We start from the raw sequence: 24,519 nt of genomic DNA on the forward strand, positions 1-24,519 counted from the left end.
AAAAAAGCGCCGGAAAAACTAGCGCTTTTTTTATCATGAGCTTTTAAAATTTATTTTAATGCTTGCGTCTGTCGTTCAGCATTTTTACCGCGCAGAACTTGCCGCACATTGCGCAAACTTCTTCGTCCTTATGCGGAGCGCGGCGGGCGATAACAGCCTGAGGGTCAAGAGCAGCCTTTGTCATTCCGTCCCAATCAAGAGCTTTTCTCGCTTTGTTCATAGCGTTTTCACGCTCGACAGCATGCTTTCTGCCAAGAGCCAATTCTCCTGCCTGGGCTGCAATCTTGGAAGCGATGACACCTGCCATGACATCATCGACATTAGGCAATGCCAAGTGCTCCGCCGGCGTTAAATAACAAAGGAAATCAACCCCAGCCTGCACGCCAAGGGCTCCGCCGATAGCGCCTGCGATATGGTCATGTCCTGCGGCGCTGTCCATTGTAAGCGGTCCGAGCACATAAATGGGAGCATTATAGGTCAGCTGTTTAATAATCTGAATATTGGACGCGATTTGGTGCATGCGGACGTGTCCGGGACCTTCAATCATAGTTTGCACGCCTGCTTCACGGCTGCGGCGGACAAGCTGTCCAAGGGTTATCGCTTCTTCGATTTGCGCGGCATCGCCGGCGTCATCGCCGCCGCCGGGACGAAGCGCGTCGCCAAGAGAAATAGTGACGTTATGTTTCAAACAAATTTCCAATAATCTGTCATAATTGACCAAAAGAGGATTTTCTTTATCGTTGTCAAGCATCCAGCGGGCAAGCATGGAACCGCCGCGGGAAACAATGCCCATGACCCTGCCGTATTTAGGGTCCGTATCATCGCCGAATTGTGCGCCTTTGCGGGTAATGCCGCAGTGCAAAGTCATATAATCGACGCCTTGTTCGGCTTGCTTTTCAACTTCCTTGAACAGCATTTCAGGGTCCATGGAAGAAATGGGCATATCCTTGTCCAAAATTTGCTGCCCTACGGCATACATAGGCACGGTTCCGATAGGTTTATGCCAAGAAGCGATCATGGTTCTACGGATGGAATCCAAATCACCGGAAATGGATAAATCCATAATCGTATCGGCGCCGACTTCAACGCATGCTTTAATTTTATTTTTCTCGGAATCAAGACAATGGGTCAACGGAGAAGTTCCGATATTGGCATTTACTTTAACCCGTGCAGGCTGCCCGATCATAATGGGTTCGAGATTAGGGTGGTTCGGATTGCCGAGCATGACCATTGTTCCGGCATTGATGCCGGCTTCAAGCTCTTCAACGGATAAACCTTCATACGCAGAAAGGGCTTTCGCGTGTTTGTCAAAAAGAGTTTTCAACACTTTGTTTTTAGATAACATACTTACTTCCTTTTGACGCTATAAAAAAAGCGTCATGAAATTATGACGCAAGGGAGCTTTCCTACGGCAGAATAACCTGCGTCAGGTTCAAAGGGTCAGGAAAAATTTCCTATCTCAACCTTTCGGTCCCCCTAGCAACATTTTTTTTATATACCAGTTTGCTTTTGTTAGCAATAATTTTTATTTGATACGAGTTTCAAATCAAATTCCATGCTGCATGACTATTTTTATTTTTATAAAAGCATAAAAATACGTATGTTATTATTTGAAATTTAACTTATCATGCTTTTATAAAATCAAAAATAAATTTTATTCGCATATTAATTATAAAATATTGTATCAATATTCAATACAAATACTATTCATTCAATTTTTTATAAATAAAAATAAAAATCAAAAAAAAATAATGCAGTATAATTATATGCAAACATACAAGAAAAAGAGTAGGCAGAAAGTATGTATGAAAATTGATTTTGCAATAAAAACCACAAATTTTTCCTTTCAGCCATCCATGAACACAGACATCGTGAGGTTAAACGGAACGGCAGCCGCCCTGCGGACATGGTCAACACACCTTGCTCTTTCTGTGAACATATCTTTTTTCTGTCACAGCGCCGCAGTGAAATTTTCCTCATATCATCTCTTCTTTTCAGCTATATTTCTTTACGGCGAAACTTTGGCGCAGCGAAACTGTGACGCCCGCAACCCATTTGATATGAAATGAGAGCTGGCATTAATTCATACGGCGCCGCCCTCCTTTGATTTGACTGGCAACTCCAACGGAACATACCAAAATCAGGTTATACTCCCAAAAAAAGACGGGCCCGTATCTAAAAATTTCCGTTCCACCAGCTTAGCCGGTGTTTTTTTTTGAGCTAAAGCACACAAAAAAGGACACCCTTGCGGGTGTCCTCATATGTTTCGCGAAATCGCTCGCTATAAATCAAATTATGATTTATTTGAAGTTCTTTGCATCCAAGTGTTCGTACTTTGGCAAGAAACGAGTTGGAAGAGCAAGAGCGTCACGACGGAAAGGAGGAGCAAGTCTCCAGCCGTCTGTCATAATTTCGATAACAGCAGGACGACGGTTCTTTTGAGCTTCTTCAAGAGCGTTCTTGAGGTCTGCTTGGTTATTTACTTTATAACCGTCAGCACCCATTGCTTCACCGATCTTAGCATAAGAATTTGACCAAATATCGGAACCAACAAAACGGTTGTTGTAGAAGTCAATTTGGTTTTTCTTTTCAGCACACCATGCACCGTTGTTGTAAACAGTAGCGATAACAGGAAGGTTGTATTGAACAGCGGTTGGAACTTCGAACAAGCTCATACCCCAAGCACCGTCACCTGCGATTGAGAGAACGGTATCTTCTGGGCAAGCGAGTTGAGCACCCAAAGCTGCTTGATAAGCAAAACCAGTGTTACCGAAAGTAAGGGTAGCAATGTGGCGTTTTGGATTTTTGAAGCGGAGGTAGCTGTTAGCAGTAGAAGAAGTGTTACCGATATCGGTAGTAGCGATAGCGTTTTTGTCGTATACAAATTGACCGACAACTTCCAATGCTTTACGTGGGTGCATAAGGGTTTCACCGTCACGTGTACCAACAGGTTCGTTAGCGATATCGTTGATTTCGTTGTACCATTGTTCAAGTTCAGCTTTAACCATGTTGTAAACAGGTTGGAGTTCAGCATCGGTTTTAGCTTTAAGAGCAGCTTGGAGACGTTTGAAGAGTTCTTCGGAAGCGTCTTTAGCATCAGCGCAAAGACCAACTTCAACCGGGTGGGTTTTTGCGATGTGTTGTGGGTTGATGTCGATTTGAACGATTTTAGCTGATTTCGGGAAATAGTTAATATCGTATTGCGGGAGAGTACCGAAGTAAGACAAACGTGTACCGATAGCGAGGATAACGTCAGCTTTTTGGAGTATTCTCATAGCTGCTTTTGAACCCATGTAACCGATAGGACCGGTCCAGAATGGGTCGTCGCAAGGATATGCGTCGTTGTGGAGATAAGTAGTAGCAACAGGAGCACCCAAGAATTTAGCCATTTCTTGAACTGTTTTTACGCAGTCAGCATCAACAACACCGCGGCCTGCAACGATAACGAGGTTTTTAGCGTTTTTGATTACTTCAACAGCATGTGCAAATTGAGCCGGGTTGCCGATACCGCCAGGAGCGACGCGGTATTGGTGAGGTTTTAAAATTTCTTCTTCAAGTTCACCATAGAAGTAGTCACGAGGAATATCTACGAGAACTGGTCCGCGTTGCGCATAAGCGGTACGGAAAGCTGTACGCATGATGTCGCCGGCGCGTTTTGGATGAGGAACACGGATAGAAGCTTTAGTAATAGGTTTGAAGAGGTTCCATGTATCACATTCTTGGAAACCGTCCCAACCGATAGAAACAGAACCAGCACTTGGAGAAATGATAACCATTGGTGTATGAGCCATGTTAGCTGTAGCGACAGCGGTAACAAAGTTTGTGACACCAGGACCGTTTTGACCGATTACAACACCAGCTTTACCGGTAAGACGGCAGTATGCGTCTTCCATGTGGCCTGCGGTTTGTTCGTGACGAACAGAAATAAAGTCGATGCCTGCAGCTGGGAAGAGGTCGAGAAGGTCCATATAAGCAGAACCCATAATACCGCCAACGTGGGTTACACCTTCGTTAACAAGTACTTCAGCCATAGCTTCACTGGGGGTCATTTTAGGCATGATAATCCTCCGAGTAAATACTCTTAGTTAAATGTTAATTGAAAAAATTTCAATACCAATTCTTATTTTCATATCAAGAATGATATCATCCATAAAAAATCTAGTCGCATGACTAACTACTTTTTATATTGCATATAGTGTGCCGAATCTAAAAAGCACATATAAATCAGTTGTGAAAAAAATAGCAGTCACCTCCCAAACAACGAATAATGCATTTTTGAATTACCAACACCTCCTGTCAATCAAAAGCAATGCACTTTTGAATTACATCAATCGGTTCTCATATTTTTTCAATGAGATAAGACAAAAACATATATGCGAGTTCTTCATCCCTTTCCGGCTTGCACCCGCTGATGCCGATACCTCCGCATATTTCATCTCCAACAAAAACAGGAACGCCGCCGATAAGCCCTGTTGTTCCCGCTCCGCAAAAATCGGCGACAGACAAGCCTTCATGGATAAGCCGCTCATGAAAAGCCCTTGTCGTAACTTTCATCACAGCCGAGGTTCTCGCTTTGTTTACGGCTATATCATAAGATAACTGCGGCGCACCATGCATTTTCAACAAAAAGACGCACTCCCCCGAGGGAGAACAAACGGCAAGCGTCACGGGCGTATCGCGCGAAATTGCATGCGATTCGCAAAACCGCCGGGCAGCATCCAAGATATTCCTTTCATCCAAAACCTGCATACCGCCTCCTATAACAAGAATAAGGAAAGCTGCGGAATATAGGTAATAACCATAAGAACAGCCAACATCGCCAAAAGAAACGGTATTGACGCCTTTGCGATGGACTGTATCTTGGCATCAGCGATACCGCTGGCGACAAACAAGTTCACTCCGACAGGCGGCGTAATGAAACCGATTGCAAGGTTAACGACTATGATTACCCCGAAATGAATGGGGTTCATCCCGATCTGCAAAGCCAAAGGCAATAAAATCGGTGTCAAAATGACAATGGCGGCAAGGGCTTCCATGAACGTTCCTATCCACAGCAGCAAAATATTGATCAACAAAATGATGACAACGGGATTATTGGTGACATTTAAAATAACCTGCGCGATTTGCTGAGGAATTTGCTCCAATGTCATGACATTTCCGAAAATAGTCGCCATAGCCATCAGCATGATGATGACAGAAGACATATTGGCGCTTTCCACACAGGATTCATACAGTTTCCGCCAATTCAATTCCTTATAGACAAAAACGCCCACGATTAAACCGTATAACGCGGCAACTGCGGCGGCTTCCGTTGGAGTCATAAGCCCGCCGTAAATACCGCCCAAAACGATTACAGGAACAAGCACGGCCCATTTTGCATTCCAAAACGCTTTTGAAACCGAAGCGAACGTTCTTTTCCGGTTTTCACCTTTCCAATTATGTTTTCTGGAAATATAATACGTCACAATCATTAAGACGCCGCCGGTCAAAATTCCCGGAACAATGCCCGCTAAAAACAAGTCGCCAATGGAAGCCTGCGCCGTAACCCCGTAAACGACAAAGGGATTGCTCGGAGGTATCATAACCCCGATGGCGCCTGCGGCGGCGACAGTCGCAGCGGCAAACATCTTGTCATACCCCCGCGCGACCATTGCGGGCACGGTAATAGCCCCGATAGCGGCGACCGTTGCAGGACCCGAACCACTGATTGCGGCAAAAAACATGCAGGTGGCAATACTTGCAAGAGCCATTCCCCCCACAAGACCGCCCAGCAATTCATCGGCAAGATTGAGCAGTCTTTCGGACAGTCCCCCCGCTCCCATAAAAATCCCGGCTGCGATAAAAAACGGTATCGCCATAATGGGAAAACTGTCAATGGAAGTGAACGCTACCCCCGCGATATAATCAACAGGCAATGTTCCCGCCGCAATGACGGTCAGCAACGCGGACAAACCCAAACCGAAAGCGACCGGCACACCGAACATCAATAAAAGAATGAAATACCCGAAAAGCAAAAGTATCGCATTGGCATCTTCCGCAAAAAACGGAGGAACCGCAAATAAAACCGCAATAAAAGCCCCAATGCAGAAATCTTTGATTCCGGTACGTTTGAATTGTCCATACAACGATTCGCAAGTTCTTATCAGCATCAAGCCAAAGCCGAGCGGCAAAATCAAATAAGGAATGTAATACGGCAGGCGGAGAGCCGCCGTCACCTGCGGAAACTGCCTCTGCATATTGACAAATTCAATCCCCTTGTAAAAAATGGTGAACGTAAAAAACAAAAGCAGCAAATCAATAAATACCCAAAGCAAATTTTGAACACGTTCGGAAAATTTTACAAAAAGAGCGTCAACCCTGATATTGGCCCGCCTTTTTATTGCAAGGGGAATAGCCAGATACGTCGTCCAAATAAAAACATACCGTGCCGCTTCTTCCGTCCAAACGGCATACCCGACAATATTGCTCAAACGTTCACGCCAGGAAACAAATAAATCATTAACACCTGAAAAACCCAATGCTGAACCGAAGAAATCAAGAACGGTCCGCGAAGATAAAAACTCCATGGAAGAAGAAACAAAATATCTGAAAAACGTTTGATACGTGATAACAAAAATCATGAAAAGTATGCCGATGAAAAGAAAAGGCTTTTCCAAATTATCAGCAGCCTTTGTAAGCTTATTCATATAATTCTCCCAAAAAAGCCGCTGCCGGGGACAGCGGCTTTCATGAACACAAAAAAATCACTTTTGGGTGTCTTGCACCAACTGCACCAATTCGGTAGGCAATATAGGCAGGAATTTATCCCAAACAGGCTGTACCATTTTTCTTAGGTCGGCAAGCTGTTCATCCGTCAGATCGATGATTTGAATACCCGCGTCAATAAAACCTTGACGGGCTCTCGCTTCGTTTTCGGGGTATAAAACGGTTCTTTGATATTCCACAGCTCCGGCGGCGGCTTCGCGGATAAGCTCCTGCGCTTTCGGATCAAGGGAATCCCACCACTTCTTATTGGCCATCATCACCTGCATGCAGTAGTTATGTGCGGAAGTCATGGCATATTTTAACACTTCATGGTGTTTGGCGCCATAAAGATGCGGAAACGTATTGCCTTCGCCGTCAATGGTTTTTTGCTGCAATGCCGTATAGGTTTCACCCCATGCGACCGGTGTCGGGTTCATTTTAAGGACTTTTGCAACTTCAATTTCAACGGATGAATCCGTTGTTCTCATTTTAATACCCGCCAAATCGTCTATTGTTTTCATAGGCTTTACAGACACAAAATGCCTATAACCGTATTCCGCCCACATGACCGGCTCAAGACCGATTTCATTTGCGACATTTTTCATATAATCAGCCAGCGGACCGTTATCGATAGCGGCATAAAAATTTTGCTGATACTTCGGAGACGTGATGTACGGCAAATCAAATACTTGGAACACAGGAGAAAAACTTGCCATATTCGGAGTTGAACTGACAGCCATTTCAATGGTTCCGCGCTGAGCGGATTCCATCAATACGCGGTCACTGCCTAAAATAGCGTTTGGGAAAACCTGAACTTTTATTTTTCCGTCACTTTTTTCCTCGACAAGCTCTTTGAATTTTTCAAAAGCCAAGGTGATATGGTTTCCGGGAGGAGTGGTGTGAGCAACCCTGAAGCTCAGTTTCGGACCGTCATAAGCGGCAAAGGCGCTTGCTGCGCCAAGAAACAATGCCGCCACACTCATTAACAATGCTTTTAATTTCATAAAAACACTCCTTTAAAAAGATTGGACCAATAAGAAATTGTATTTGTACAAAATTTCATTTGGTTTTAAGTAGTTGAATAAAAAAAAAAAAAAAACAATGTCAATAAAATAATGTTATTCTTCACTATGATTTCCACAAAAAACATTCTGAAAATCAGACAAAAAGAAATTTCGATACAAAATCTTTTTTCTTTATGATTACAGCTTGTTATAAAATATCAATGCAAATACAACTTGATTTCTTCTTTTTTGTCTGATATTCAATGCAAATATAACTTGGCTTTCATTATTTCATTGTAATTAGGAATGTTATGTCAGAAACCACCTATCAAGAATTTTTTGAACAAATATTGCAGTCAACGCCCGTTTGCCTTTGCGCCTGTTTATTGCATGAGGAAACAAACAAAATTTTGGCAATAAACAAAAACGCCGTAAAATTTTTCAATATGGCTGAAAACAAGATAATCGGCAAAGAATTGCCGCAATTATTCAAAAAGTCGAATGTGCTCTTTCCTAATGACGAAAAGCAGGTTTCTTTTGACGATACCGTTAAAAATTTTTCCATTGAACACAGAAATTTTCTTTATTTCACAAAAAAAATTCAAAACAGCACGGCAGCCGCGGCAAACGAACCGCTTATCACTCTTTTCTGGCTGGAAATGCCTCATCAGAAAAACGAACGGTATGAGCTGCTGCTGCATGATTTCGAGGTCATTCTCGACTCCATCCACGACGGTATCTGGATTATCAACGGAAACGGAATAACGCTTTATGCCAATAAAGCCTTAAAACGCATTGCGGGCATCAATTCCCGGGACGTCATCGGAAAACACGTCACAGTTCCGATGATTCAGGGAAAATTCACCAATTGCGTGACATTGGACGCTTTAGCCCAAAAAAAAATCGTCACGCAGTTCGACGATTATTCCAATGGCAAGCATTGCCTCAATACCAGCACGCCCATTTTGGACGAAAACGGAAACGTGCAAAAAGTTATCGCCCTTATCCGCGATATGACGGAATACGACGATTTGCATAAGAAAGTCGTGGATGCGGAACAAACCTTGAAGCAGTATAAAGGGGAATTTAAAAAAGACGAGAAAAACTCGAAATACATAGGCTCAAGCAAAACATTCCAAAACTGTTTGGAACAATTGAAAAAAGTTGCGAAATCAAATTCTTCCGTTTTGCTCCTCGGCGAAACCGGAACGGGGAAAAGCATAGCGGCTTCTTTTATCCATGAAAACAGCGCCAGAAAGGATAAGCCCTTCATCGCCATAAACTGCGCCGCTATTGCGGAAACACTCATAGACGCCGAATTTTTCGGTTATGAGAAAGGCGCGTTCACCAATGCGGACCCGGCAGGGAAAAAAGGCTATTTTGAACAGGCGGACAAAGGCACCCTGCTTTTGGACGAAATTGGCGAACTTCCCCTCCCCATGCAGGCAAAGCTTCTGCATGTGCTTGATAATTACGGATTTTACCGGGTCGGCGGCACTTCCTTGGTCAATATCGATGTAAGAATTATCGCGGCGACGAACAAGCCTTTGGAAGAACTTGTCAAACGCAAAGAATTCAGGGAAGACCTGTTTTACCGTTTACATATATTAAATGTTAATATCCCCCCTTTAAGGCAGCGTCAGGAAGACATTCCGGAGCTTGCGAAATCTTTTCTGGCTGACGCCTGCAAACATCTTAACACGATTAAAAGCTTCGCTCCCAAGACACTGCTCATTCTTTCCTCCTACACATGGCCCGGAAACGTGCGGGAACTGCGCGGCGCCGTTGAATATCTGGCAGCCATGACCGAAGGCAACATCATACGCCCTTGTGATTTGCATCCTTATGTCTTTCCGGAAAAGCAAACGGAAAACGCCAATACCTCCGTTATCAACGTTAATGACAAGCCCCTTGAGGAAGCTATTTTCGAATTGGAATATTCCATGATCAAAGAAACCCTCATCCAGGAAGGCAGCACCTATAAGGCGGCGAAAAAACTCGGCATAAGCCAGTCAACCGTTGTGCGGAAAGCCAAACATCTCGGAATAAAAATTTCCGATTAAAATTTCAGAATAAAAAGCAAGTCAAAAATGCATTATTTAGTTTTTTTACACTTTGTTCTTTTTCATTTGTGAATTTTATATTTAGGCAAAAAATATTTTTTTTCTAAACTTTTCAACATAATAAAAAAATAAAAATTTTAAAAGCGATTTTTGGAACAAGAATTGCTATATAAGGTAAAGCTAGATAAACAGATTTCCTGTTTATATATTTTCAAAAAAAATAAATTTTAGGAGAAAAAACATGATTGTTAGTGTTCCAAAAGAAATTAAAAACCAAGAATATCGTGTTGGTATTACCCCTGCCGGCGTTAGAGCTCTTGTTGACGCAGGTCACAAAGTTTTAGTTGAAAAAGACGCCGGTACCGCTATCGGTATTGCTGACGCTGACTATACTGCACAAGGTGCTACCATTGTTAATACCGCTAAAGAAGCATGGAGCGGTGACATGGTTGTTAAAGTAAAAGAACCTCTTGAACCTGAATACCAATATTTCCGCGAAGGAATGGTTCTTTTCACATATCTTCACCTTGCTGCTGAACCTGAACTTACTAAAGCGCTCATCAGCAAAAAAGTAACAGCTATCGCTTACGAAACAGTTCAGCTCCCAACCCGCGTGCTTCCTCTTCTCGCTCCTATGTCAGAAGTTGCAGGTCGTATGGCTGCTCAAGTTGGTGCAAACCTTCTTACAAAGAAAGAAGGCGGCATGGGCTTGCTCATGGGCGGTACCGCTGGTGTTCCTGCTGCTAACTTCGTAGTAGTCGGTGCCGGCGTTGTTGGTTTCAACGCTGCTAAAGTTGCTGTCGGCATGGGCGCTAAAGTTACCATCATTGATAACAACATCGACCGTCTCCGCCAAATCGACGACCTTTACGGCAACCAAATCCAAACCATCTTCTCAAACTCTTTGAACATTGCCCATGCAGTGAAAGAAGCTGACGTTGTTGTTGGTTCTGTTCTTATTCCTGGCGCAGCAACTCCACAACTCGTAACCGAAGCTATGGTTAAAACAATGAAACCCGGCTCAGTTATCGTTGACGTTGCTATCGACCAAGGCGGTGCTGTTGAAACAACAGCTAAACACGGCGCTACAAGCCACGACAACCCAACCTTCATGTTCAACGGCGTTGTTTGCTACTGCGTAGGCAACATGCCTGGTGCTGTTGCACGTACATCCACCTTTACTCTTACAAACGCAACATTGCCTTACATGGTACAACTTGCTAACAAAGGCTGGAAAGAAGCTTGCAAAGCTAACGAATCTCTTGCTAAAGGTCTTAACACTCACGAAGGTAAAGTATTCTTCAAAGGCGTTGCCGACAAATTCGGTATGGAATGCCACGCTTTGAGCGAAGTGCTTTAATAAAACTTTATGTCCATAAGGGAATTTTTCCCTTATGGACTTTTCTTATAACAATCATTTCCTTTTGGAGGATTTATTATGGCTTGCTGCAAAAAAGAACTTTCAGCTGAAGAAGTTATTGCTCTTGATAAAAAATATGTATGGCACCACCTTACCCAACACAAAGTTTTTGAAAATTCCGACCCGATGATTATCGACCACGGCAAAGGTATGCACGTATACGATATCAAAGGCAAAGAATATCTTGACGCTGTTTCCGGCGGTGTTTGGACCGTTAACGTTGGCTACGGCCGTGAAGAAATTGTTGACGCTGTTGCAGAACAAATGAAAAAACTCTGCTACTTTGCCAACTCTTTCGGCAGCACCCCAACCGCTATTTTCGCTGAAAAACTTATTTCCAAAATGCCTGGCATGAGCCGTGTTTATATTTCCAACTCCGGTTCAGAAGCCAACGAAAAAGCATTCAAAATCGTTCGTCAAATTTCTATTTTGAAACATGGCGGAAAGAAAAACAAAATCATTTACCGTGACCGTGACTACCATGGCACGACAATCACAACCCTTTCCGCTTGCGGACAGGAAGAACGCCGTGAACAATACGGTCCGTTCACTCCAGGTTTCGTTTCTTTCCCTGCAGCTAACTGCTACCGCAACCCTTACGGTCTTGACCCAAGCGATCCGAAACTCGGTGAATTGTTTGCCAACGAACTTGAAAAAGTTATTTTGGCAGAAGGTCCTGACACTGTCGGCGGCGTTATCGTTGAACCTATCACTGCCGGCGGCGGTGTTCTTGTTCCTCCGAAAGATTACCTCACAAAAGTTTCCGCTATCTGCAAAAAATACGACGTTCTTCTCATTATCGACGAAGTTGTCTGCGGTCTTGGTAGAACTGGTAAATGGTTCGGTTACCAACACTTCGATGTACAACCGGACATCGTAACCATGGCTAAAGGTGTTGCTTCCGGTTATGCTGCTATTTCCTGCACAGTTACAACTGAAAAAGTATTCCAAGACTTTATTGCAGAACCTAGCGACCGTGAAAGCTATTTCCGTGATATTTCCACTTTCGGCGGATGTACTTCCGGTCCTGCGGCAGCCATTGCAAACCTCGAAATCATCGAAAGAGAAAATCTCCTTGAAAACACCGCCAAAGTTGGTGAATACTTCATGGGTAAACTTAACGAACTCAAAGATAAATACAGCGTTATCGGCGATGTTCGCGGCAAAGGTTTGTTCTGCGGTATGGAACTTGTTAAGGACCGTACAACAAAAGAACCTGTTGACGAATCAGTTTGCGGCGCAATTGTTGCCAACTGCATGAAACAAGGTGTTATCATCGGTAAAACTTCCCGTTCATTCAAGAAGTTCAATAACACACTCTGCTTCAGCCCTGCTCTTATCGCTACAACGAAAGATATTGACCAAATCGTTGCAGCTCTTGACAAAGCTTTTGCAGAAGTTTGCAAATAATAATTTGTTATTGGCAAATTCATAAAAAAGGTGGCTTCCGCCACCTTTTTTATTTTAATGCAGGCAATGAAACACGCATATAAACTTATAACTGCGCCAATTCTTCCAATCTGCCCAAATCAGTAATTTCCAGGCAATTTTTCGTACACTTTCCGATAACGCCTTCATTGCGCAAAAAACTTATTCCTCTGCATAAGGTATTGCGGTGGATATTGAACATAAGAGCCAATTCAATCTGCGAAAAACCGAATTTAAATGTCGAGCTGCCCGCCTGCAAGTATTGGCGGTATAAAAACCTGCATAACTGCGCTATGAACGTCAATTCTGTTTTTTCGCTGAGTTGTGAAAAAAAAGCCCCGGCTTTATACGATAACGATTTGACCAAATTGGTGATAAGTTCCGGATATTGCTTTGTAAATTCGACATCGCTGAGCATTTCTTTTGGAAAGAAATAAATGATGCAATCGGTCATCGCCAAAACTTCGGCTGAATACATATTGTGATAGGAATGAAACAAATTGATTTCCGTGCAGATACAGCCGTTTTTCATATAAAGAATTATCCGTTCCTTGCCTTGGGCGGTAATTGCGGAAAGCCTGATTTTTCCACGGTAAAGATACCCGAACATATCTTTATTGCCTTCAATGACGCTTCCTTTGGAATAATTCTTTTTTATTCCCTTAAAAAGCAATTTTTCCCAAATTTGATTTACCCCGTTCAACTCATAAACAGGAACAAATTTTTGCAAATCATCATTCTTTTCCATACATTTTTCCTTTCTTAAAACCTATCATCTTTTTTTAAAAAAGAAAAATAAAAAAGCAGGAATTACCCTGCTTTCTTATTGAAACCTCATTGCTTTTTCTCTTGAAGTCTACTCCGCATTGGCTATGCAATGCCCGGCAATGCCTTTGTACGGTTCAACGGTTCCCTCGACCTGAACTTCCTTTTCAACTCCCAAAGGCGCCGCACCCGGCACGCGGAATGTCGTCTTATCCAAAGCTGCGATTTCCCGCTCTTCGGGTTTCGGCAGCTGCGGCACCCATTCATAAGGAGCACGGTAAGCGCGGTAAATATAATTCATATTGTCATCATCTGAAAAGTACGGGCAAACATATTCCCAAACGATTTCATACTCTTTTGTGACTTCAATCAGCCTGCCGTCCGAACCTTCCGTAATGAGCGTATTGCCGTTGGGCAGCCGTTGGGCGGAACTGATGAAAGGACTGTAAAAACGGCACGCGTCAAGAGGAATGAGAAAACCCATTTCCTTTGGCGTGCATTGCCATACGATTTCCAAAGTGACCGGGTCAAACTCAAGAACCCTGGAATAATCGCGGATCGCTGTTTTCGTTCCGTCCGAAGCGCCCGGATTCGGCGCTCCGTATCCAGCCCAGCCGCCATTATCAAAAACCAAAATATTCCCTTCACCGGGCAAACCGCGAGGTATCATATGCGCATGGTGCTGTCCGATTATCCAGCCGAGTTTTTTCAATTCCGGGCTGCTGTTGTAATCAGGACCGACTTTCCAGACAATTTTGCCCGTTTTCTTGTCAATGATGAAGATAATGTTGCTTTCACGCCCGTCCATGATGATGTTTTCCGGATTGAACCGTTCGTCACCATTATCATACCATTTATTGGGTCCAAGCTTTGACATGGAATTGATGTGCATCCAATCGCCGACGCTCGGAGCTTCTTCCACCAAAGACCCGCCTCTGAAATTGGGATTGCGGCACATGGCGTTGAGCGCTTCCTGCGAAAAGCCCATTTCCTCCGCATGGTCGGAACATTTCCATTCCCAAACAATATCACCGTCCCAGTCCACTTCATACACGACATCGTCAAGCAGTGGTTTTTCCGAAATATACGGGCAATGCACTTCCTTATGCGCCAAAATCAAAGTATTTCCGCCGTCGATTTGCGGCTCCATACCGGGAACATAATATCCGACTGGATTGCCGTCGCGTTGGAAGTCGTGATGCTGGCGAGCCATCCATGCCGCTTCCTCACCCGGATCATCGATATATTCCGCTTTATTCCATTTCCATTGGATATTGCCGTCAAAATCAATTTGCACAAGGTCACGCTGATCCTGCAAGCCATATTTTGGATTTCTCACCCCGGAGCTTGCCAAAATTGTTCCGTCAGGAAAAATTTTCGTCGGAAAGCCCTCGAAATGTTTCCATAAACGGACTTCGCGTCCGTTCATATCGATAAGCAGTGAACCGAGGTTATGCAAAGGCATGATCGTATAACCGCTCCATGCCTTTTCAGGATTGTAACGCAAAACGCCGGTTGGATAAACGGTTGGATATCCCATATCATTCTCCTTTTGTGAAATTTTATTTTAACTCATCATACCCGATAAATAAGAAAATAATGCACCATATGGTGCAAAAAACAAATAAAATTAAGAAAAGCTTTCCAAAAATGCACCATTTTGTGCAGAATTTAACATGTTCTCTTTTATACTGGTGTAAACAATATTTTTGGAGGCAGTATGTTCACAGAAGAATGCACCATAAAAACATGGAGGCAATGGCTCGTATGTTTTGCAATAGCGGGATTTGTCACGTTTTTATTTTATGACCCTGAAAATACGAAGCTTAACCTCTATTGGTTCAGCAGCGCCCTCGCGCTGAGCTTATTTGCTTTTGAACTTGTCAGCATGGTTGTTGCGATTCTCACTCTGCTCATGTTCTATATCATTTCCGGAATTTCAACGCCTGATGTCGTCTTTAGCGGTTGGCTGGCACCTATTCCATGGATGGTTTTAAGCGGCATGCTCATCGGTATTTTAATGGAAAAATCCAACCTTGCGCAGCGTATCGCCCTTTTAATTCTTTCAAAAGTCGCTAAAACCCCGCTTAAACTGCTTATTGCCTTTTTTCTTGCGGGGGTTATTATCAGCGCCCTTATCCCCGATATTATCACCGTTCTTATCTTATTCATGACAATCGCAACAAGTATCTGCCAAAGCCTCAACCTTGAAAAAGGCTCCAAGGAAGCAAGTACCATTATTATGGGGGCGTTCTTTGGCGGAGCAATTTCTTCCGCCATGTATTTGCCTAACAATACGGGAATTATCGGTTTGCTCATGGTTAAGGATATGGGTGTTGAATTCAGCTGGATAGGATTTTGGATTGAAAACGCCGCCTATTGCATTGTCCATATCATTATCGGCATTACTTTGCTTTATTTCTTCGGAAACAAAGCCCTCACCCCCCATATCCGAAAATGCATCTCGGAGGCAAAAACAGAACTGGAGAAACTCGGCAAAATGAGCGCACTTGAAAAACGCGCCCTTGTTCTTTCCCTTCTTGCCTTGGCAGGATTTGTTTTTGAACCGTTACATCATTTACCGGGTTACTATTTATTCGCGTTTACAGTCTTTTTGGGATTTACCCCTTTATTCGGCACGTTTGAATGCAGCGACATTGAAAAAGTAAACTTCTCCATTTTATTCTTCATTGTCGGCTGTATGGCTATCGGCTTTGTTGCCGGAACACTCGGCATACCTGCTTGGTTATCTTCCAAAATCGTGCCTGTTTTACAAAGCATTGAAAACGGCGCACTTGCAAATCTATTCGCTTACTTTGTGGGAGTTATCGCAAATTTCCTGCTTACTCCTGTTGCGGCAGCCACGTCCCTCAGTGTTCCGATGGCGCAAATCGCCGTGGACTTGGGCATGACAATCAAACCCACTCTTTACAGCTTCCTTTACGGGCTTGACCAATTCATTCTGCCTTACGAACTTGCGCCGGCGCTTCTTATGTTCTCGACCGGTTATATCAAGCTTAGGCACGTCATCATTATCATGGGCTTACGCTTATTCTTGGTAACCATAGGTATTTTAATTTCTTCCTATATTGTATGGCCGATGCTTGGAATCTGATCCTCATCTAAAAAAAGACGGCATATGCCGCCTTTTTTTGCTCTATTCCATTTTCACTCTTTTTATTCTTTCCCGCTTTTTTCATTTGTTTCTTCAATAATCAGCAATTTATCCCCCTCGAGCAAAATGGTGCTTCCGTTGGGAATGAGATATTTCATATCCCGTTTTATGAGCATGACAAGCATGCCCTGCTTCATTTTTATTTCCGACAATTTTTTTCCTGCCAAGTCGTTACGCACCAATTCTTCTTTCAAAACAGAATTTATATCTTCCGATAATTCCACATCAAACGATTTTTCAATAATTTCATTTTCATCTTTCAAATCAAAATAAACGGCGCTTCGGGAAATTGTCATACCTTGAAAAATGAGCGATACCAACGTGATGAAAAAAACCATATTGAAAAGCTGGTTTGAATAATCAACACCCGCCACCATTGGGTAGGTGGCGAAAATAATCGGAACGGCTCCTCTGAGCCCTACCCAGGAAACGAAAAGTTTCGCCTTATTGCTCATTCCTTTAAAAGGAAACAAACAAATGAACACGCTGAGCGGACGGGAAACGAACATCATGAATATGCCGATGACAAGGGCGAAAACGGCGACTTGCCACATCTCATGGGGATTGACCAATAATCCCAGAACAAGAAACATCACGATTTGAAAAAGCCATGTGACCCCATCCATAAACGTATTGATTTCCCGTCTGAATTTACACTTGCTGTTTCCAAAAATTATTCCCGCCAAATAAACAGCCAAATATCCGTTTCCATTAAAATACACCGTCGCCGTGCTTGTGATGAAAACCAGCACCAAAAGCAATAAGGGATACAGCATGGTATTTTTCAAATTAATGGTATTTAAAAGTTTAACCATGCCAAAGCCGCTCAAAATCCCGAACCCAATGCCTACGATAAATTGTACCAAAAAACGCAGAAAAACACCGAAACCGGATATGGTTTCAGGGTCGACGATATACTGTATCAAAGCGATAGTTAACATATAGGCGATAGGGTCGTTGCTTCCGCTTTCAAGCTCAAGCATGGGGCGCAAGTTGGCTTTCAATTCCATTTGCTGTGAACGCAGCAAATTAAAAACAGAAGCGCTGTCGGTTGAAGACATGGTTGCGGCAAGCAAAAAAGAGGTAGCCAAAGTCAATGTGATGGGAATAATATCGAGCTGAAACAAACAAAAAATGAATAACCCCGTAAAAACAGTCGTAAAAACCACGCCAAAAGTTGAAAGCAATACGCCCTGTGCCAAAACGGGTTTTATTTGCTTTATCTGCGTATCCATGCCGCCGGAAAACAAAATGATGCTCAAGGCGACAATCCCTATGAATTGCGCTTGCTCGACACTATAAAAATGCAGCCCCAATCCGTCGCTTCCGAAAATCATGCCCAAAAACAAAAATAACAGCAAGGTGGGTATGCCCAGTTTATGGCTTGCTTTCGTCATAAGAATACTTAAAAAAATAAGGACGGAACCCAAAAAAAGGATGTTTTCCATAGTAAAATTCATGTATGCAGCCTCACAAAACGAAAAAATATGTAAGTTTTCCATGATTAATATATAAATTTTCACACTTAATGTAAATAAGAAAAAATATTGTTTTTCTGACAAGACATAAAACAAAAACCGCAGTGAACAATCAATGCGGATTTGGCTGTCATATCTGCAAACCATATTGAAATGTATTCCGCCATGTTCTTATGCCATAGGAAATGAAGCGGCAAAAACTCCACTACTGCTCACCGCATAGGGAAAAACAGCACGGTACAGAACAAGCACGCCCTAATGGCATATAATGCCGATGCGACAAAAAAAAGGCTGTCAAAAATGACAGCCTTTTTATCTGATACATAAAGAATTTTCTTATGCGTCTTTTTTAATAAGGGTATCTGAAATGCTTGCGGGCACTTTTTCGTAATGGTCGAACTGCATGGTGAATGTCGCACGGCCTTGGGTTTTTGAACGAAGGTCCGTAGCATAACCAAACATTTCAGAAAGCGGAACTTGGGCGCGGATTGACTGGGCGCCGGCTCTCGCTTCCATACCCTGCACGCGACCGCGGCGTCCGTTCAAATCCCCCATAACATCACCGAGGTAATCTTCAGGGGTTACGACTTCAACGTCCATGATCGGTTCCAAAAGCGCAGGAGCAGCTTTCTGCATTGCGTCTTTGATAGCCATGGAGCCGGCAATATAGAAAGCCTGTTCAGATGAGTCGACTTCGTGGTAAGAACCGAACACAAGGTTGACTTTTACGTCAACTACCGGGAAGCCTGCAAGAACACCGCTCTTCAAGGCGTCTTGAATACCTTTGTCAACAGCAGGAATATATTCTTTCGGAATTACCCCGCCGGTGATAGAGTTGACAAATTCATAGCCTTCTCCCGGATTTGGTTCGACTTCGAGCACAACATGACCGTATTGACCGCGTCCGCCGGATTGTTTTGCATATTTGGTATCGGTTTTGCTTTGTTTCGTGATGGTTTCACGGTAAGCAACCTGCGGTTTGCCGACATTCGCCTGCACGTTGAATTCGCGAAGCAAACGGTCAACAATGATTTCAAGGTGGAGTTCACCCATACCGGCAATAACGGTTTGTCCTGTTTCTTCATCGCCTTTTACACGGAATGAAGGGTCTTCTTTCGCAAGCTTATTGAGAGCTTGTGAAAGGGAATCACGGTCAGCTTTTGTTTTCGGCTCAATGGCAAGCTCAATGACAGGTTCCGGAATATTCAGGGATTCAAGCTTCACAGGCAAGCTTTCGTCGCAAAGCGTGTCACCGGTCGCGACGTTTTTAAGACCTACGAGAGCGACAATGTCCCCTGCGCCGGCCCATTTGATTTCGTCACGTTTGTTGGCGTGCATACGGACGATACGGCCGACACGTTCTTTCTTTCCGGTATTTACGTTCAAAACGCTCATTCCGGGTTCGACAACGCCGGAATAAATACGGAAGAAAGACAAGTGACCGATATACGGGTCGGCGGCAAGTTTGAACACCAAACCTGCAAGAGGTTTCTTATCGTCGGCTACGCATTCCAGCACTTGTTCTTCATTATCGGGATTGCAGCCTTTCATAGGCGGAATATCGAGAGGTGAAGGCAAATATTTGACAATGGCGTCAAGAAGCGGCTGCACGCCCATATTACGGAATGCTGTGCCGCAAAGAACCGGAACAATGGCTTGGGAAATCGTAGCCTTGCGAACGCAGGTTTCAATTTCTTCAACGGACAAAGTGCCTTCTTCAAGATATTTATTGAGAAGTTCTTCATCTTCTTCCGCGACTGATTCAAGCATTTCCTGACGTTTTTCATTATAAAGCGCCATCATTTCTTCCGGAATGTCTTCTTCCCAGAAGTCCGCGCCTTTGGTTTCTTTATCGAATTTAATAGCTTTTCCGGTAATAAGATCGACAACGCCCTCGAAAAGGTCTTCTTTGCCGATAGGAAGCTGCAGCATGATGGGCTTGGCACGGAGGCGTTCATGAATCATGTTCACGGCACGGAAAAAGTTTGCGCCGATACGGTCCATTTTGTTGATGAAACAAATACGGGGAACACCGTAGTTGTTCGCTTGGCGCCATACGGTTTCGGATTGGGGTTCCACACCGGCAACCGCGTCAAAAACTGCAACGGCACCGTCAAGAACACGCAGGGAACGTTCCACTTCGATAGTGAAGTCAACGTGTCCCGGAGTATCAATGATATTGATGGTGTGTCCTTTCCATGTGCATTGGGTTGCAGCGGAAGTGATGGTGATACCGCGTTCCTGTTCCTGCTCCATGAAGTCCATGGTAGCGCCGCCGTCGTGGGTTTCACCGATTTTATGTGATACACCGGTATAGAAAAGAATACGTTCGGTAGTAGTCGTTTTACCGGCATCAATATGAGCCATGATACCGATATTACGGATATCTTTGATTTGGAATGTACGTGACATAGGCGACCTACCAACGGAAATGTGCAAATGCTTTGTTAGCTTCAGCCATACGGTGCGTGTCTTCTCTTTTCTTCACTGCACCGCCGCGGCCATTGAAAGCATCAAGAAGTTCGGCAGCCAATTTATTGGTCATGCCTTTTTCACCTCTGGCACGGGCATAAGTAATGAGCCAACGGATAGCAAGTGAGCTTTGGCGTTCAGCACGAACTTCAACAGGCACTTGGTAGTTGGCACCGCCGACACGGCGGGATTTGACTTCGACATGCGGTTTTACATTTTCAATGGCTTTTTCAAAAGCTTTGATAGCTTCTTCGCCTGTTTTTTCCGCTAACGAATTAATTGCATTATAAAAAATAGATTCAGCAGGACCTTTTTTACCGTCATACATAAGACGGTTTACAAAACGGGTTACCAACTTGCTGTTGAAAATCGGATCAGGTAAAATCTCCCTGCGGGGAACTGGACCTTTACGGGGCATGGTGATTCCTCCATACATTACTCCAACGACAACACGGAACCACCGCGCCATCGAGTAGCAGTACACGAAAAAAAGTTATTATTTTGGACGTTTCGCGCCGTATTTTGAACGACGTTGACGACGATCGGCAACACCTGCGGTATCAAGAGTACCACGCACAATGTGATAACGGACACCGGGCAAGTCCTTTACACGGCCGCCGCGGATCATAACAACACTGTGTTCTTGCAGGTTGTGGCCTTCACCGGGGATGTAAGCAGACACTTCAATACCATTGGTCAAACGCACACGGGCAACTTTACGAAGAGCTGAGTTAGGCTTCTTAGGGGTGGTGGTATATACACGGGTACATACGCCACGGCGCTGCGGGCATTCTTGCAATGCAGGGGTCTTTTTACGCTTTACAACCTTTGTGCGTTCAAAACGAACCAATTGGCTGATAGTAGGCATAATTTCCTCCATTAAAAGTTAACACAATAAACCGAACAAAAATTATTAGGTTTATTTTATACTTTTGTCAAGCACTATACTCCGTTAATTAATTTTTAAATTATTCATGCAAAAATGCGTTCCGGCAAAACACTTTTTTTAAAACAGCCCCGTTCAAAAAGCTGTTGCTGCGGATTTTTTCCTTTTCATCGGTCATTAAACCAAATGCAGTTATAAAGAAAATTTTCTTGACTTAATACCATATAGTGGTATAAGGTATATCCATACAAAACATCATTCGGAGGAAATTATGAACTGCACCAATGAAAAAGCCCTTATCACCCGACTGAATAAAATCGAGGGACAGATTCGCGGCATAAAAAAGCTGATTGAAGAAGACGGCGAATGTGAAAAAATCCTTATTCAAATCAGTGCGGCAAAATCCGCCCTGCACAAAACAGGGCAGCAGCTCCTCGAGTCCCACATTGAACACTGCGTTCTCAATGAAATACGCCAAGGCAACGAAGAAGAAGTACTTAAGAAATTGAGTTCCGTGATCGAGCAGTTTTCAAGGCTTGGTTAAGGCGATATGTATTAATCGGAGTAAATCATGTTCAAAAAATTTTATGAAAAAGCAAACACAGTGTTCAATATCCTATATGGTGAAAAAGCGACCATTGTCAGCGGAATTTTCCTTGCCATGGGCATTGCTTTGCATTTTTTGGAAATCACCCTGCCTTTTGACCCTATTTGGCTGACAATAGCCATATCCGGCAGCCCCATTCTCTTTTTCGCCATAAAATACTTGGTACTCTATAAAAAGATAACGTCCCTCGTGCTTATCTCCATCGGCATAATCTCCGCCCTTGCCATAGGCGAAATTTTCGCAGCAGCCGAAGTCGCGTGGATTATGGCGCTCGGAGCCATTTTAGAGGATAGAACCTTTGCCAAGACAAAAACAAGCATACAAAAACTGATAAGTCTTGTCCCAAGCATGGCAAGACGTGTTCTTGACAGCAAAACGGAACAAATTCCCGCTGAAAACGTAAAACATGGCGATATCATCCGCATTCTTCCGGGGGAACAGATTCCCGTGGACGGAAAAATACTTGCCGGCAGCACAAGCGTGAACCAGGCGATTCTTACCGGCGAATCGCTGCCTATCGATAAAGCGCAAGGAGATGAGGTTTTTTGCGGAACACTCAACTTGCACGGCTCTGTCGATATTGTCTGCACCAATGAAAGCAAAAACTCTTCATTGCAAAAAATGGTGCGCCTTGTGGAAGAAGCCTCAGCCAATAACAGCCCCATTCAAAGAATTATGGACACTTGGGCGGTTCGCCTTATTCTGATAGCCCTCGCCATTGCGGGATTAACGTTTGTTTTTACCGGCGATTTGATCCGCACCGTGACGGTTTTGGTTGTTTTTTGCCCTTGCGCAATGGCGCTCGCGACGCCGACTTCAATCATGGCGGCAATCGGACAGGCAAGCAAACACGGCGTTCTTGTAAAAAGCGGACACGCGCTTGAAATCATGGGAAACGTCAACCAAATCGCATTTGACAAAACAGGCACGCTCACCACAGGCAAACTCACGGTCACAGATATTGTTGCCAATAAGAACCAGACAAAAGAGCATGTTTTGCAAACATGCGCGACAGCGGAACAACGCTCCGAACACCCTCTTGCTAAAGCCGTCATGGAACATTACCATAATACCTCAACGCAACCTCTTGAACAAAACGGCAGTTTTTCCATGCAGGCAGGACTCGGCGTTTCCTATGAACTTGCCAACACCCGCATCCGCTGCGGGAAGCTCGCCTATCTCAAACAAAACAATATCACCATATCAGCCGAGTTATCTGAACAAGAGATTATTTTGCGCAAACAAGGAAAAGCCCTTATTTTTGTTGCGGAAAACCAAGAATGCATAGGCATTGTCGCCCTTGCCGACAGTATACGCGGCTCAGCCCGAACGAGCCTTGCAACCCTGCACAATTTAGGAATAAAAACAACCCTGCTCACCGGCGACAGCAAAATTACCGCTGATTTTATCGCCAAACAAATCGGTATCGACACCATCCATGCCGAACTGCTTCCGGAAGAAAAAGTACAGAAAGTTCAAGAACTGCAAACGCAAGGCAATACCGTGTGCATGATTGGCGACGGCATTAACGACGCGCCAGCCCTCAAGATCGCCGATGTGGGAATCGCCATGGGACAGGCAGGAAGCGACATCAGCATTGAAGCTGCCGACATAGCCCTTATCGGCGAAGACCTGAACAAGGTAGCCTATCTGAAAAAACTTTCCAATGCCACGGTTTTCAATATCAAATTCAACATAGCCATTGCGCTGGGTATCAACATTCTGGCAGTCCTGTTAGGCGTTTTCGGCATAATCGGTCCGGTTATCGGAGCATTGACCCATAACGGCGGCTCAATTCTAGTGATTATCAACGCAGCCCGCCTGTATGACAAGAAAATTGGCTAACCATTCCAACCCATAACACAAAAAAGCGGGGAAAAACCCCGCTTTTTGTGTGCCGAATCAGATAAAAATTCCTAAATGTTCAAGTAAAATCTTACAGCCAAGGAGTATGAGGATAATACCGCCCGAATATTCCGCCTTTGAACCGATTTTTGTGCCGAATTTATGCCCGATCCCCACAGCCAAAACACACAAAACAGCCGTAACACCCCCGATACTCAGGGCTGCAAAACGAATATCAATCTTAGGAAGAACAGCAAACGTCACACCGACAGCAAGTGCGTCAATGCTTGTCGCCACAGCAAGCACGAGCAACTCTCCAAGACTGAAGCCGCTGTTTTCTTCTTCCCTGCGGGCTTCCTTTATCATTTTTCCGCCGATGAAAACCAATAAAAGAAACGCGATCCAATGGTCAAAGCCTTCTATATGCTGTACGAAATTTTTGCTCAGATAAAAACCGGCAAGAGGCATCAGCGCTTGAAAAAGCCCGAACAATCCTCCTAAAAAAAGAGCCCTTGAAAATTGAAACCGTTTCATTTCCAAGCCCTTGCATAAAGAAACGGCAAAAGCGTCCATAGCAAGCCCGACAGCAATAAGAAACAGCTCGAAATAATTCATGAAACACCCAAAAAAGC

18 protein-coding genes and 1 riboswitch are annotated in these 24,519 nt (G+C 43.9%); of the genes, 6 read left to right on the plus strand and 12 right to left on the minus strand.

Features of this window, described 5'->3' with window-relative positions; translation table 11 throughout:
* Window positions 1–55: 55 nt before the first annotated feature.
* The 5 genes from thiC to JBF11_RS05025 form a co-directional block, all read right to left on the minus strand.
* Complete coding sequence (gene thiC, locus JBF11_RS05005) at window positions 56–1,345, minus strand: phosphomethylpyrimidine synthase ThiC (RefSeq protein WP_334316278.1); 1,290 nt, start codon at window positions 1,343–1,345, stop codon at window positions 56–58.
* 41 nt (window positions 1,346–1,386) lie between these two features.
* Window positions 1,387–1,488: riboswitch (TPP riboswitch) on the minus strand.
* An 812-nt stretch (window positions 1,489–2,300) separates the two neighbouring features.
* Complete coding sequence (xsc, locus tag JBF11_RS05010; protein ID WP_334316279.1) at window positions 2,301–4,058, minus strand: sulfoacetaldehyde acetyltransferase; 1,758 nt, start codon at window positions 4,056–4,058, stop codon at window positions 2,301–2,303.
* Window positions 4,059–4,338: 280 nt separating this feature from the next.
* Window positions 4,339–4,749 (minus strand): GlcG/HbpS family heme-binding protein, encoded by a 411-nt coding sequence (locus JBF11_RS05015; RefSeq protein WP_334316280.1) that lies wholly within the window; start codon window positions 4,747–4,749, stop codon window positions 4,339–4,341.
* Between the two features lie 8 nt (window positions 4,750–4,757).
* Entirely contained in the window at window positions 4,758–6,686 is a 1,929-nt protein-coding gene (locus JBF11_RS05020; protein ID WP_334316281.1) for a TRAP transporter large permease, read from the minus strand.
* 57 nt (window positions 6,687–6,743) lie between these two features.
* Window positions 6,744–7,748, minus strand: coding sequence for a TRAP transporter substrate-binding protein (locus JBF11_RS05025; RefSeq protein WP_334316282.1), 1,005 nt, complete (start codon window positions 7,746–7,748; stop codon window positions 6,744–6,746).
* Window positions 7,749–8,059: 311 nt separating this feature from the next.
* On the opposite strand from JBF11_RS05025, the gene JBF11_RS05030 reads away from it, so the two are divergent.
* The 3 genes from JBF11_RS05030 to tpa all read left to right on the plus strand — a co-directional run bounded on the left by JBF11_RS05030 (window position 8,060) and on the right by tpa (window position 12,641).
* Window positions 8,060–9,811 (plus strand): sigma 54-interacting transcriptional regulator, encoded by a 1,752-nt coding sequence (locus JBF11_RS05030; RefSeq protein ID WP_334316283.1) that lies wholly within the window; start codon window positions 8,060–8,062, stop codon window positions 9,809–9,811.
* 241 nt (window positions 9,812–10,052) lie between these two features.
* The gene (gene ald, locus JBF11_RS05035) at window positions 10,053–11,171 is read left to right on the plus strand and encodes an alanine dehydrogenase (protein WP_334316284.1); all 1,119 of its coding nucleotides are present in this window, start codon (window positions 10,053–10,055) and stop codon (window positions 11,169–11,171) included.
* Window positions 11,172–11,249: 78 nt separating this feature from the next.
* Complete coding sequence (tpa, locus tag JBF11_RS05040; RefSeq protein WP_334316285.1) at window positions 11,250–12,641, plus strand: taurine--pyruvate aminotransferase; 1,392 nt, start codon at window positions 11,250–11,252, stop codon at window positions 12,639–12,641.
* 85 nt (window positions 12,642–12,726) lie between these two features.
* Here tpa and JBF11_RS05045 read toward each other — a convergent pair whose 3' ends face one another.
* On the minus strand, window positions 12,727–13,407 hold the full coding sequence (locus tag JBF11_RS05045) for a Crp/Fnr family transcriptional regulator (RefSeq protein WP_334316286.1): 681 nt from the start codon (window positions 13,405–13,407) through the stop codon (window positions 12,727–12,729).
* Window positions 13,408–13,515: 108 nt separating this feature from the next.
* Window positions 13,516–14,964 (minus strand): aryl-sulfate sulfotransferase, encoded by a 1,449-nt coding sequence (locus JBF11_RS05050; RefSeq protein WP_334316287.1) that lies wholly within the window; start codon window positions 14,962–14,964, stop codon window positions 13,516–13,518.
* Between the two features lie 180 nt (window positions 14,965–15,144).
* On the opposite strand from JBF11_RS05050, the gene JBF11_RS05055 reads away from it, so the two are divergent.
* Window positions 15,145–16,539 (plus strand): SLC13 family permease, encoded by a 1,395-nt coding sequence (locus JBF11_RS05055; protein WP_334316288.1) that lies wholly within the window; start codon window positions 15,145–15,147, stop codon window positions 16,537–16,539.
* A gap of 62 nt (window positions 16,540–16,601) precedes the next feature.
* Here JBF11_RS05055 and JBF11_RS05060 read toward each other — a convergent pair whose 3' ends face one another.
* The 4 genes from JBF11_RS05060 to rpsL form a co-directional block, all read right to left on the minus strand.
* Window positions 16,602–18,047 (minus strand): potassium/proton antiporter, encoded by a 1,446-nt coding sequence (locus tag JBF11_RS05060; protein ID WP_334316289.1) that lies wholly within the window; start codon window positions 18,045–18,047, stop codon window positions 16,602–16,604.
* A gap of 366 nt (window positions 18,048–18,413) precedes the next feature.
* Window positions 18,414–20,489, minus strand: a complete 2,076-nt coding sequence (gene fusA, locus JBF11_RS05065; RefSeq protein ID WP_334316290.1) for an elongation factor G — start codon at window positions 20,487–20,489, stop codon at window positions 18,414–18,416.
* 7 nt (window positions 20,490–20,496) lie between these two features.
* Complete coding sequence (rpsG, locus tag JBF11_RS05070; RefSeq protein ID WP_334316291.1) at window positions 20,497–20,967, minus strand: 30S ribosomal protein S7; 471 nt, start codon at window positions 20,965–20,967, stop codon at window positions 20,497–20,499.
* 78 nt (window positions 20,968–21,045) lie between these two features.
* Window positions 21,046–21,417, minus strand: a complete 372-nt coding sequence (rpsL, locus tag JBF11_RS05075; RefSeq protein WP_334316292.1) for a 30S ribosomal protein S12 — start codon at window positions 21,415–21,417, stop codon at window positions 21,046–21,048.
* 289 nt (window positions 21,418–21,706) lie between these two features.
* On the opposite strand from rpsL, the gene JBF11_RS05080 reads away from it, so the two are divergent.
* Together JBF11_RS05080 and JBF11_RS05085 are read left to right on the plus strand one after the other, a co-directional pair.
* On the plus strand, window positions 21,707–21,979 hold the full coding sequence (locus tag JBF11_RS05080) for a metal-sensitive transcriptional regulator (protein ID WP_334316293.1): 273 nt from the start codon (window positions 21,707–21,709) through the stop codon (window positions 21,977–21,979).
* Window positions 21,980–22,006: 27 nt separating this feature from the next.
* A complete protein-coding gene (locus tag JBF11_RS05085) occupies window positions 22,007–23,887 on the plus strand; it encodes a heavy metal translocating P-type ATPase (RefSeq protein ID WP_334316294.1) in 1,881 nt (626 codons plus the stop codon).
* Between the two features lie 57 nt (window positions 23,888–23,944).
* On the opposite strand, the gene JBF11_RS05090 is transcribed toward JBF11_RS05085, so the two are convergent.
* Window positions 23,945–24,502, minus strand: a complete 558-nt coding sequence (locus tag JBF11_RS05090) for a manganese efflux pump MntP (RefSeq protein WP_334316295.1) — start codon at window positions 24,500–24,502, stop codon at window positions 23,945–23,947.
* Window positions 24,503–24,519: the final 17 nt, after the last annotated feature.

Source organism: Taurinivorans muris, assembly GCF_025232395.1.
In the GTDB taxonomy this organism is placed as follows: Bacteria; Desulfobacterota; Desulfovibrionia; order Desulfovibrionales; family Desulfovibrionaceae; genus Taurinivorans; species Taurinivorans muris.